Origin of the sequence: Pseudomonas mediterranea CFBP 5447 (genome assembly GCF_000774145.1) — a bacterium.
GTDB lineage: Bacteria > Pseudomonadota > Gammaproteobacteria > Pseudomonadales > Pseudomonadaceae > Aquipseudomonas > Aquipseudomonas mediterranea.
Map to the genome: position 1 here is coordinate 280,458 of NZ_KN322982.1, position 12,305 is coordinate 292,762.

Consider the following 12,305-nt stretch of genomic DNA (forward strand, 5'->3'; position numbering starts at 1 on the left):
TTATTCCTCCGCGGCGCTGGCGCGCAGGCGGTTGATTCGGTTTTCGCTCCACTGCTTGAGCAGCAGGATGAAGAGCGCCAGGATCAGCAACAGGCTCGCCACGGCGAACGCGGCCACATGGTTGTATTCGTTGTAGAGGATCTCGACGTGCAGCGGCAGGGTATTGGTCACCCCACGAATGTGCCCGGACACCACCGACACCGCGCCGAACTCGCCCATGGCCCGGGCGGTACACAGCACCACGCCATAGATCAGTCCCCACTTGATGTTCGGTACGGTGACATGCCAGAACATCTGCCAGCCGTTGGCGCCCAGCAGGCGCGCGGCTTCTTCTTCCTGAGTGCCCTGTTCCTGCATCAGCGGGATCAACTCACGGGCCACGAATGGTACCGTGACGAAAATCGTCGCCAGCACGATACCCGGCAGCGCAAACACGATCTGGATATCGTGATCCGCCAGCCACGGCCCGAACAGGCCCTGGGCGCCGAACATCAGTACGTAGACCAGGCCCGCGATCACCGGTGAGACCGAGAACGGCAGGTCGATCAGGGTCACCAGCATGCTCTTGCCACGGAACGAATACTTGCTCACGCACCAAGCGGCGCTGACCCCGAACACCAGGTTCAGCGGTACCGAAATCAGCACCGCGATCACCGTGAGCTTCAGCGCCGACAATGCGTCAGGTTCGAAGATCGCGTTGAAGAACGCCCCCAGGCCGAGCTTCAGGCCCTGGGACACCACGATGAACAGCGGCAACAGCAGGAACAGCGCAAAGAACAACCAGCCAAAGCCGATCAGGATCAGCCGCGACGTTGCGCTGCCGCGGCGGGCAGCGTTGGTGGAGGCCGCGGAAATAGACGATTGGGACATGTTCGCGCCTCCTTATGGGGTTTCGATGCGCCGCTGCAACAAGTTGATCAGCAGCAACAGGACGAAGGAAACCACCAGCATCAGCACGCCGATGGAGGTGGCGCCGGTGTAGTCGTATTGGTCGAGTTTGACCATGATCAGCAGCGGCAGGATCTCGGTTTTCATCGGCATGTTGCCGGCGATGAAAATCACCGAACCGTACTCGCCCACGCCCCGGGCAAACGCCAGGGCGAAGCCGGTCAGCCAGGCCGGCAACAGCGCCGGCATCAGGATATGGCGGAACACTTGCCAAGGTTTGGCACCGAGGCAGGCGGCAGCCTCTTCGACCTCACGGGGGATATCCGCCAGCACCGGCTGCACCGTACGCACCACGAACGGCAGCGTCACGAAGGTCAGCGCCAGGGTAATGCCCAGCGGCGTATAGGCGATCTTGAACCCCAGGTCGGTGGCGAACTGGCCGACCAGGCCGGTCGGTGCATACAACGCCGTCAAGGCGATACCGGCCACGGCGGTGGGCAGGGCGAACGGCAGGTCGATCATCGCGTCGATGATCTTGCGGCCAGGAAAGGTATACCGCACCAGCACCCAGGCCAGCAGCGTGCCGATCACGCCGTTGATGATCGCGGCGCACAGCGCGGTGCCGAAGCTGAGCTTCAAGGCCGCCAGCACCCGCGGCGCCGAAATGATCGTCCAGAACTGCTCCCAGGTGAGTTGGGCGGCATGTACGAACATCGCCGCCAGCGGTATGAGCACAATCAGACTGAGGTACACCAGGGTGTAGCCCAGCGTCAGCCCGAAGCCGGGTATGACGGGGGAGATGCGACGCGACATAAAAGTCCTTGGTTGAGAACGCGCAGAGAACCCTTGTGGGAGCGAGCCCTGCTCGCTCCCACAGAAGCCTTCTTAAATAAACAGTCTTGCCAGGTCCATCCAGCTTACTGCGCCTGATAGATCTGGTCGAACACACCACCATCGTTGAAGAATTTCGGCTGGGCGGTTTTCCAGCCGCCGAAGTCCTTGTCGATGGTCACCAGCTCCAGTTTCGGGAACTGCCGGGCGTACTTGGCGGCCACGTCCTTGTCGCGCGGTCGATAGAAATTCTTCGCGGCGATTTCCTGTCCGGCCGGGCTGTACAGATGCTTGAGATAAGCTTCGGCGATCTCCAGGTTGCCTTTCTTCTCGGCGTTCTTGTCCACTACCGCCACCGGTGGCTCGGCAAGGATCGACAGCGACGGCACAACGATGTCGAATTTGTCGGCCCCACCTTCTTCTTTCAACGCCAGGAAGGCTTCGTTTTCCCAGGCCAGCAACACATCGCCCTGACCGTTGTTGACGAAGGTAATGGTCGAACCGCGGGCGCCGGTGTCGAGGATCGGTACGTGCTTGAACAGCGTCTGCACGTACTCCTTGGCCTTGGCCTCGTCACCTCCATTGGCCTTGAGGCCATAGGCCCAGGCCGCGAGGAAGTTCCAGCGCGCGCCGCCGGAGGTCTTCGGGTTCGGGGTGATGACCGAGACGTCATTCTTGATCAGGTCGCCCCAGTCCTTGATGCCCTTGGGGTTGCCCTTGCGCACCAGGAACACGATGGTGGAGGTATACGGGGTGCTGGCTTCCGGCAGACGCTGCTGCCAGTCCAGCGGCAGGGTTTTGCCCAGCTTGGCGATTTCATCGATGTCACCGGCCAGGGCCAGGGTCACGACGTCGGCACGCAACCCATCGATCACCGCTCGGCCCTGCTTGCCCGAACCACCGTGGGATTGCTGGATCTTCACGCTGTCGTCCGGGTGCGCCTGCTTCCAGAAGCTGACGAATTCGGCATTGTAATCCTGGTACAGCTCGCGGGTCGGGTCGTAGGACACGTTGAGCAGCTCGTAATCCTTCGCGACAACAGAACCTGCGAAAACAGCGCTGGCCAGGGCGGCCAGGGCATAACGGCGAATCGACGACATGGTGAAAGCTCCTGGAATTCTGGTTTCTTATGGTTCTGGCAGATCGGATGGTCCTGACAATTCCCCACAGCCAAACTGTTTCAGCCCGGCTTGTGGCTCGGCTGCTGCAGGCGGAATTTTTCCTTGCGTTCGATCTGGACCACCTGCGCGTTGTGCACGGTGATTTCCACCGCGCCAAAGCGCAGATCGCGCAACGCGCTCTGGATCTCGCGCAAGATGGTTGCTTCGTCCTGGCCGTCAACGCTACGTAGGGATGCGCTCATGCTGCTGCTCCTTGAATGAATGCCCGGCAGTGGGCGGCACTGCCTGGGGCGTGGAGCAATACTAGATAAGCCTGGATATTCTTAAAAAGACTATTTAAGAATTTTTATATAACCAAAAACCAAAAAATTCTGTGGGAGCGAGCCTGCTCGCGATAGCGGTGAGACAATCAACATTTTTGTCTCTGGCAGACCGCATCGCGAGCAGGCTCGCTCCCACAGGTTTTTTTGTCTGTCAGGTGATCGCCGGGGCCCGCTGCCAATCCAGCTGCTGCGCCGGCATCGGCCGCCCGAACCAATAACCCTGCCCCATCTCGCTGCCCTGCTCCAGCAGGAACCTCGCCTGTTCGCGCTGTTCGATGCCTTCGGCGTGCACCTGCATCCCCATGCTACGGGCCAGGGCGATGATCACCCGGACGATTGCCGCGTCGTCCTCATCCCACGGCAACCCGGCGACAAAACCCTGGTCGATCTTGAGCTTTTGCACCGGCAAGCGTTTGAGCCGCAGCAACGACGAGTAGCCGGTGCCGAAGTCATCGATCGCCAGGCGCACGCCCAGCTCCCGCAAACGATGCATCTGTTCCAACGCCACTTCCGGGTCTTCCATCACCGCGCTTTCGGTCACTTCCAATTCCAGGAACGCCGGATCCAGGCCGGTCTCATGCAGCACCTGGGAAACCTGCTCGTACAATTCGCGATGGGCGAACAATCGGCTGGAAACGTTCACCGCGACGAACGTCAACGCGACCCCGGCCTGCTGCCACTGGCACATCTGTCGGCAGGCCTGGGCCATGACCCAGCCATCGATCTGGGCGATCAGCCCGGTGCGCTCGGCGACGGGGATGAATTCGGCCGGCGAGATCAAACCACGCACAGGATGTTCCCAGCGTACCAGCGCTTCGACCCCGATCAGGCGACTGGACGCCAGGTCGTGCACCGGCTGGTAGTGGACCCGCAGCTCCTGCTGGGCGAGGGCACGACGCAGTTCGAAGGCAATCTCGACCCGCTGTTGCGCGTGAGCAGTCAGTTCTTCGGTGTACAAGGCATAGCCGTCACGCCCGGCACTCTTGGCCTTGAACAGGGCCGAGTCGGCATTGCGCAACAATTGCCCGGCGCTGAGGGCGTCGCCGGGAAACAGGCTGATACCGATACTGGCGTTGATGAACAAGGCATGACTGTCGAGCCGCAGTGGTTCCTTCAGGGCGTCGAGAATGCGCTGGGCCAGGACCGCTGCCTGCCCCGGCTGCGAACAGTTTTCCACCAGCACGGCAAATTCATCGCCGCCCAGGCGGGCCAGGGTCACCCCCGGCACGAAGAGCTCCTGGAACCGCTCGGCCACGCCTTTGAGCAACTCGTCGCCCACCGAGTGTCCGAGGCTGTCATTGATGTTCTTGAAATGGTCCAGGTCCACCAGCAGCAGGGCGCAGCCGCGCTTGTGCAGTTGCGCCGAGGCCAGGGCCTGTTCCGCGCGGTCGGAAAACAGCATGCGGTTGGGCAGGCCGGTCAGCGGATCGTGATGGGCCAGGTGCGCCAGTTCGTGTTGCGAATCCTTGATCGCACTGATGTCGGAGAACACTGCAACGTACTGGCTGACTTGGCCGTTGTCGTCGACGAGCGCCCGGATCGTCTGCCATTGCGGGAAGATCTCACCACTTTTGCGTCGATTCCAGATTTCCCCGCTCCATTCGCCCCGCCCGTTCAGGGAAGCAAACATGTCGCGGTAGAAATCCGGCCCGTGGCGACCGGACTTGAACAGGTTGGGGCGCCGGCCCAGCACCTCGTCCCGGTCATAACCGGTAATCGCCATGAAGGCCCGGTTCACGTGCACGATCAGTCCGCTGCGATCCGTCACCAGTACCCCTTCGCGGGTGCAATCGAAGACGGCGGCGGCCTGGCGCAGACGCTCGCGATCGCCTGCGTGCTCCCCTTCGCCGGACCGTGGCGTCCGCGCCCGCGCGAAAAAGATCAACCCGGCGCTGACCAGCAGCCAGGCATAGCCGTTGATCAGCTGCCAGGTCTGCCTGGCGGCGGATTGATCGAAGAAACTGCTTAATAAATAACCAACCAGCTGCAGCCAGGCAACTGACAGCACCAGGTAAAGCAGCGCTTCACCCAGGGCAATGCGGTGATGGGCAGTCATGCGGTCGTCCATGTCCCTATAAATAGGCGGGGATTATAGAGGAAGAAACATCCTGCCACTCTTATCTGAAAGGCCGACTGGTTTTATCTGTAGGGCTGGTGATAATGCAACGGCTGTTTCTATTTTTATCGAGGGCCCTACAGCCTATGTGGTACGAAGGTTTTCTTGGCTTGTCGCCCTGGTCGCTGGTGGCGGTCACCCTACTGATGACCCATGTCACGATCATCAGTGTCACGGTCTACCTGCACCGTTATTCGGCTCACCGCTCCCTGGAGCTCAACGCCGGCCTCAAACATTTCTTCCGCTTCTGGCTGTGGTTGACCACAGGGCAGAACACCCGCGAGTGGACCGCTATCCACCGCAAGCATCACGCCAAGTGCGAAACCGTCGACGACCCCCACAGCCCGGTCGTCAAAGGCCTGTCCACCGTGCTGCGCAAGGGCGCCGAGCTGTACCGCGCCGAAGCGGAAAATCCGGAAACCCTGCGCATCTACGGCAAGAACTGCCCCGAAGACTGGATCGAACGCAACCTCTACAGCCGCTACCCACTCCTGGGTGTGGCGATCATGGGCGTGATCGACCTGCTGCTGTTCGGCACCATCGGCATCACCATCTGGGCGATCCAGATGATGTGGATCCCGGTCTGGGCCGCCGGCGTGGTCAATGGCCTGGGCCATGCCGTGGGCTACCGTAACTTCGAGTGCCGCGACGCAGCGACCAACCTGGTGCCCTGGGGCATCCTGATCGGTGGCGAAGAGCTGCACAACAACCACCACACCTACCCCAACTCGGCCAAGCTGTCGGTACGCAAATGGGAATTCGACCTGGGTTGGGCCTGGATCCAGCTGTTCCGCTTCCTGCGCCTGGCCAAGGTCCAGCGGGTCGCGCCGATTGCCCATCGGATCGAAGGCAAGGGCCATCTGGACATGGACACCGCCCTCGCGATTCTCAACAACCGGTTCCAGATCATGGCCCAGTACCGCAGGCTGGTGATCGCCCCGCTGGTCAAGCAGGAACTGGAAAAGGTCGATCATTCGGTGCGCCACCAGTTCCACCGGGCCAAACGCCTGCTGTCGCGGGAAACCAGCCTGCTGGATGAGCGTCACCATCTGCGCATCCAGAACATGCTGGAGCACAGCCAGGCACTGAAGGTGATCTACGAAAAACGCCTGGCCCTGCAGCAGATCTGGGCCAAGACCAGCAGCAACGGCCACGACATGCTGGCGGCCATCAAGGAATGGGTCCACGACGCCGAGATCAGCGGCATCCAATCCTTGCGGGACTTTGCCGACCAGCTCAAGACCTACTCGTTGCGGCCTGCTACGGCCTGATAACCAAACCCGTCTTGAGAAAAAGACAAACCTGTGGCGAGGGAGCTTGCTCCCGCTGGGCTGCGCAGCAGCCCTTCTTTTGTGAGCGCTTCGCACTCAAGCGGGAGCAAGCTCCCTCGCCACGGATTTTCCGACTGCCGTACGTGAACAGCATCCAGCGGGTCTTCCCTTTCCTGCCTGCGGCTCCGTGGCAGCCAAAACCCCACCCCTTCGTCGCCTGAAAAGGAACTTCACCCCGAATCCCTTATCTCAAGAGCACTTCGCCATCCAGGCGGGCTTTGGAGCAAGCGCGTGCGAACCTTCAACAGTGCACGCTCTTTGAGATTTGTACCAATGGTCGACAAGAACCTGCAGGATTCAACCCAACCTCATTGGCCCGAGGCGGCCCAGACGCTCATGGCGCTGATGCACGCCAAGGGCGAAGTGGCGCGCCTGAGCGAACGTGAACAGCTCTTCAGCTCATTGCTGGTCAGCGTCAATGCGGTGCTCTGGGCATTCAACTGGGAAACCCGGCAACTGCTCTACGTGAGCCCCGCCTACGAACGGATCTTCGGCCGGCCCGTCGGCCTGGTACTGGCGGATTTCAACGAGTGGCGCGACGCAATCTACCCCGATGACCTGGATTACGCCGAACGCAGCCTGGCCGAAGTGCTGGTCAAAGGTGCCGTGGAGGATCGCGAGTACCGCATCATCGCCGCCGATGGCCAGATCCGCTGGCTCAGCGACAAATGCTTCATCAACCGCCAGGCCGAATCGGGGCAGCCGGTGATCGTGGTGGGCATCGCCGAAGACATCACCGAAAAGAAGCTGCTGGAAAGCGAACTGCAACGACTGGCGACCACCGACGTGCTGACCCAGAGCAGCAATCGCCGCCACTTCTTCGAATGCGCCCACCGCGAGTTCGAACAGGCACGATTGCAAGGGACGCCCATGGCGTTCCTGTTGCTGGACATCGATGATTTCAAGGTGATCAACGACACCTACGGTCATCAGGAGGGCGACTGCGTGCTGCAGAAAATCGCCGAAAGCGGGCGGACCGTGCTCCGCAGCGGCGACCTGTTCGGACGGATCGGCGGCGAAGAGTTCGCCGCCGTATTCCCCGGCTGTGCCCCGGACATGGCAATGCAGGTGGCCGAGCGCCTGCAACGGGAGATCCAGCGCCTGACCTTCCGCAGCGGGGAGCAGGGTTTCGGCATCACCGTCAGCCAGGGCCTGACCAGCATCACCGACGAAGACCAGACCCTCGACAGCCTGTTCGCGCGCGCTGACGCTGCCATGTACGAAGCCAAGCGCCAGGGCAAGAATCGGATCATCGTCGCCTGATCGACGTCCTACTCAAGTCCCTGTGGGAGCGAGCCTGCTCGCGAAGCGGTCTGACAGTCATTGCATCGTTGAATGCAAGACCGCTTTCGCGAGCAGGCTCGCTCCCACAGGGTTGAATCGACGGTCTTACTTCCTGCGCAAACGCATCAGCTCCGGCAAACCGATCTTCAGCAAACGCGCGGTGCGCCCCCGGGCCAGTTCTTCGAGGCCTTCGTGCTCGGTCAGGTGGGCCATTTGCGCCGCCATGTTCATCACCAGGGCCTCGCGGGAATACACCCCGCCGCCGAGGCCGTAGACCGCCGCAATCAACTCCCGCAATTCCAGCGGCAAGCGCCAGCGGGTGCGCAACGCCGAGCCGAAACCGGCACCATACTGTGCCAGGACATTCCCCACTTCCTCCGGCTCATCCAGTTCGCCAGCGGCCTGCTTCCATTCTTCCAGACAGCGCAACACCGCCAGTTCACCCAGGCGATGCAGCAGCCCGGCGCAATAACAGCGCTCCTGGTCCAGATCCAGCAAACGGGCCATCGTCCGGGCGTATTCGGCGGTGTGCAGCGACAATAGCCAATAACGCTCGGCATAGTCCGCCAGACAGGGATTATTGAGGCGGGCACAGCGCTTGAGGGTCAACCCGAGGATCAGGTTCATGCTTTGCCCGCTGCCGAGCTGGTGCAGCGCCTGGGCCACGGTCTGCACCGGACCGCCGCCCTGGTGCTGGGCTGCGCTGTTGGCCGCGGCGATCAGCACGGCGGTGATCTGCGGGTCGGTACGGATTTCCTCTTCCAGCAACTTCAGGTCCAGGCCGCCGGGGTTGAGGCTGCGTTTGACCGCCACTTGCACATCGGTCATCAACGGTGCGCCTTCGGACTGCTCGCGCCGACGCTCAAGATACACGGCAAGGGTCAGCGCAGGCCCGGGAGCCGGCGCATCTCCGGCGGCGTCCTCAGAGCCACTCAACAGCAAGCCTTGCAGGCGTTGGGTCAGGCTTTCCCGGTTCAAGGGCTTGGTCAGATAAGCGGCCGGCGCCAGCGGCAACACCTCCCGCACACTGGCGCTGTCATTGCGTCGACTCATCAGGATGAATGGCAACGGTGGAGTGCGGCGTTGGTTGCGAAGGCCGCGCAGGATACTCAAGCCATCGACACCCGGCAGCTCCCAATCGGCGATCACCAGGTCGTAAGGCTGCTGCGCCAACAACTCCAACGCCTGTTTGCCCTCACTGCACGTGTCCACCCGCGCATCGCAACGCACATCCGATAACACCTGTTCCAGCAACTCACGGGAGGCCGGGTCGGCCTCGGCGATCAATACGCGGGGTACAGCGGGTAAATCCACAGCAGTCATGCGGCATCGCTCCCTTGCAATACCTGCACCTTAGACAATGGCTGCCGTTCCAGACAGCCCAAACCCTCAGAATAGGCGCCCGGCCATGAAAAAACCCGCCAAAAAGCGGGTTTTTTGTGGGTCAGCGCACAGCTCGCAAAGTCAGAGTTCGGAGAAGCACTCTTCGAGGATCGCCAGGCCTTTGTCCAGCTGTTCGTCTGGCGAGGTCAGGGGCACCAGCACACGCAGGACGTTGCCATAAGTGCCGCAGGACAACAGGATCAACCCCTTGTCACGCGCCTTGGCCACGACCTGAGCCACGGCAGCAGCGTTCGGCTTATGGGTATCGCCGTTTTCGAACAGCTCCACGGCAATCATCGCGCCCAGGGCACGGACTTCACCGATTACCGGGTATTTCTTCTGGATAGCCTTGAGGCCGCTGACCAGGCGCTCGCCCACGGCCTTGCAGCGATCCAGCAGGTGCTCTTCTTCGAACACTTCCATCACCGCCAGCGCCGCCGCGCAAGCGATCGGGCTGCCCGCATAGGTGCCACCCAGGCCACCCGGGGCGATGGCGTCCATGTATTCGGCCTTGCCGCAGACACCGGCCAGCGGGAAGCCGCCAGCGATGGATTTGGCGAAGGTGGTCAGGTCGGCGGCAACGCCCATCTGCTCCATGGCGAAGAAAGTACCGGTACGGCCTGCGCCGGTCTGTACTTCGTCGGCGATCAGCAGAATGCCGTGCTGGTCGCACAGGGCGCGCAGGCGCTTCATGAACTCTTTCGGCGCCACATAGAAACCACCCTCGCCCTGCACCGGCTCGATGATGATTGCAGCGATGTCACGCGGCTCGGCGTCATTCTTGAAGATGCGTTCGATGCTGGCGATGGAATCGTCGATGCTCACGCCGTGCAATTCGTTCGGGTACAGCGCACGGAAGATACCGCCGGGCATCAGGCCCATGCCGGCCGAGTACGGCACGACCTTGCCGGTCAGGCCCAGGGTCATCATAGTACGACCGTGGTAAGCGCCAGTGAAGGCGATCACCCCGGCACGGCCAGTGGCGGCACGGGCGATCTTCACGGCGTTTTCCACCGCTTCGGAACCGGTGGTTACCAGCAGGGTTTTCTTGGCGAAGTCACCCGGTACCTTGGCATTGATTTTTTCGCACAGCTCCACGTACGGCTCGTAGGCCAGGACCTGGAAGCAGGTGTGGGTCAGCTTGTTCAGCTGTTCGGTCACGGCAGCGATGATTTTCGGGTGCACGTGGCCGGTGTTCAGCACGGCGATACCGCCGGCGAAGTCGATGAATTCACGGCCTTCAACGTCGGTCACCGTGGCGTTCTTCGCCGACTCGGCGAAGATCGGGTGGATCTGGCCGACGCCACGTGGAACGGCAGCGGTACGGCGGGCCATCAGATCAGCGTTAGTCTTGCTCATTACAGTCCTCATTCGCCGCTCATCGGTCGGCGTGGCTCAAGGATTACACGGCGGGAATTCAACAGCGGCAGCATGCGATGATCGACTGCCGCGGCGTTCCCGGCCGCAGAAAAAAGTGCAGTTTTGAAACGGCGCAAAGGGACAGCGCTCTCGTGCCCTTTGCGCTTGCAGCAGGATCAGATACCCAGGCAGAGGTATTTGATTTCCAGGTAGTCCTCGATGCCGTACTTGGAACCCTCACGGCCCAGGCCCGAGGCCTTGATACCGCCGAACGGCGCGACTTCGTTGGAGATCAAGCCGGTGTTGACGCCGACCATGCCGTATTCCAGGGCTTCGGCCACGCGGAACACACGGCCCAGGTCACGGGCATAGAAGTACGAGGCCAGGCCGAACTCGGTGTCGTTGGACATCGCGATCACTTCGGCTTCGTCTTTGAAGCGGAACAGCGGCGCCAGCGGGCCGAAGGTCTCTTCCTTGGCCACGGCGGCATCTTTCGGGACGTTGGTCAGGATGGTCGGCTCGAAGAAGTTGCCTTGCATCGGTTTGCCACCGGCCAGTACGGTCGCGCCTTTGCCAACGGCATCGGCGATGTGTTCCTGGACCTTGGCGACGGCTTTCTCGTCGATCAGCGGACCGGTGGTGGTGCCGTCCTCCAGACCGTTGCCGATCTTGAGCTTGGCCACCGCGGCCTTGAGTTTTTCCGCGAACGCGTCGTACACCGAATCCTGGATGTACAGACGGTTGGCACAGACGCAGGTCTGGCCGTTGTTGCGGTACTTGGAAATGATCGCGCCTTCGACGGCTTTATCGAGGTCCGCGTCGTCGAACACGATGAACGGCGCGTTGCCGCCCAGTTCCAGGGAAACCTTCTTGATGTCCTTGGCGCATTCGGCCATCAACTGGCGACCGATTTCGGTCGAACCGGTGAAGGACAGCTTGCGCACGATCGGGTTGCTGGTCAGCTCGCCGCCGATATCGCCGGCGCTGCCGGTGACCACGCTCAGCACGCCTTGCGGAATGCCGGCACGGTGCGCCAGTTCCACCAGGGCCAGGGCCGAGAACGGCGTTTGCGAGGCCGGCTTGATGACCATGGTGCAACCGGCGGCCAGGGCTGGGCCGGCCTTGCGGGTGATCATCGCGGCCGGGAAGTTCCACGGGGTAATGGCAGCGGTCACGCCGATCGGCTGCTTGATCACGATCAGGCGCTTGTCGGGCTGGTGGCCGGGAATCACGTCACCGTAGATGCGCTTGGCTTCTTCGGCGAACCACTCGATGAACGACGCGGCATAGACAATCTCGCCCTTGGCTTCGGCCAATGGCTTGCCCTGCTCCAGGGTCATCAGGCGACCGAGGTCGTCCTGGTTTTCGATCAGCAATTCATACCAGCGGCGCAGCTTGTTGGCGCGCTCCTTGGCGGTCAGCGCACGCCAGGCCGGCAGCGCCTTGTCGGCGGCTTCGATCGCACGGCGGGTTTCGGCAGCGCCCATTTTCGGCACGGTACCCAACACTTCGCCCGTTGCCGGGTTGGTGACCTTGATCGTCTGACCATTGTCCGCATCAACCCAAGCGCCATCGATGAAGGCTTGCTGGCGGAACAACTGGGTGTCTTTAAGCTGCATGTCGGCTTTCCTTAACAGCACCGCGCGCGCGCGGAGCGAATTAGAGTTGT

10 protein-coding genes are annotated in these 12,305 nt (G+C 61.8%); 2 read left to right on the top strand and 8 right to left on the bottom strand.

What is annotated here, in order from left to right; translation table 11 throughout:
* From cysW to dibA, 5 genes are all read right to left on the bottom strand, one after another.
* Nucleotides 1–870: a sulfate ABC transporter permease subunit CysW gene (gene cysW / locus N005_RS05440; protein ID WP_047700101.1), complete on the bottom strand. Its 870-nt coding sequence runs from the start codon at nt 868–870 to the stop codon at nt 1–3.
* 12 nt (nt 871–882) lie between these two features.
* Entirely contained in the window at nt 883–1,701 is an 819-nt protein-coding gene (gene cysT / locus N005_RS05445) for a sulfate ABC transporter permease subunit CysT (RefSeq protein WP_041023314.1), read from the bottom strand.
* A 104-nt stretch (nt 1,702–1,805) separates the two neighbouring features.
* Nucleotides 1,806–2,819: a sulfate ABC transporter substrate-binding protein gene (locus N005_RS05450; RefSeq protein ID WP_047700104.1), complete on the bottom strand. Its 1,014-nt coding sequence runs from the start codon at nt 2,817–2,819 to the stop codon at nt 1,806–1,808.
* 80 nt (nt 2,820–2,899) lie between these two features.
* A complete protein-coding gene (gene oscA / locus N005_RS05455; RefSeq protein ID WP_042732574.1) occupies nt 2,900–3,082 on the bottom strand; it encodes a sulfur starvation response protein OscA in 183 nt (60 codons plus the stop codon).
* A 232-nt stretch (nt 3,083–3,314) separates the two neighbouring features.
* Complete coding sequence (gene dibA, locus N005_RS05460) at nt 3,315–5,219, bottom strand: phosphodiesterase DibA (RefSeq protein WP_047700108.1); 1,905 nt, start codon at nt 5,217–5,219, stop codon at nt 3,315–3,317.
* Nucleotides 5,220–5,365: 146 nt separating this feature from the next.
* Here dibA and desA point away from each other — a divergent pair, with 146 nt between their 5' ends.
* Together desA and N005_RS05470 are read left to right on the top strand one after the other, a co-directional pair.
* Entirely contained in the window at nt 5,366–6,550 is a 1,185-nt protein-coding gene (gene desA, locus N005_RS05465) for a delta-9 fatty acid desaturase DesA (protein WP_047700110.1), read from the top strand.
* A 333-nt stretch (nt 6,551–6,883) separates the two neighbouring features.
* A complete protein-coding gene (locus N005_RS05470) occupies nt 6,884–7,873 on the top strand; it encodes a GGDEF domain-containing protein (protein WP_047700112.1) in 990 nt (329 codons plus the stop codon).
* Nucleotides 7,874–7,999: 126 nt separating this feature from the next.
* Here the strand turns inward: N005_RS05470 and N005_RS05475 are convergent, their stop codons facing one another.
* The 3 genes from N005_RS05475 to gabD all read right to left on the bottom strand — a co-directional run bounded on the left by N005_RS05475 (nt 8,000) and on the right by gabD (nt 12,255).
* A complete protein-coding gene (locus tag N005_RS05475; protein ID WP_047700114.1) occupies nt 8,000–9,217 on the bottom strand; it encodes an HDOD domain-containing protein in 1,218 nt (405 codons plus the stop codon).
* Between the two features lie 141 nt (nt 9,218–9,358).
* Nucleotides 9,359–10,636 (bottom strand): 4-aminobutyrate--2-oxoglutarate transaminase, encoded by a 1,278-nt coding sequence (gene gabT / locus N005_RS05480; RefSeq protein WP_047700115.1) that lies wholly within the window; start codon nt 10,634–10,636, stop codon nt 9,359–9,361.
* Nucleotides 10,637–10,812: 176 nt separating this feature from the next.
* Nucleotides 10,813–12,255, bottom strand: a complete 1,443-nt coding sequence (gene gabD, locus N005_RS05485; protein ID WP_024780856.1) for an NADP-dependent succinate-semialdehyde dehydrogenase — start codon at nt 12,253–12,255, stop codon at nt 10,813–10,815.
* Nucleotides 12,256–12,305: the final 50 nt, after the last annotated feature.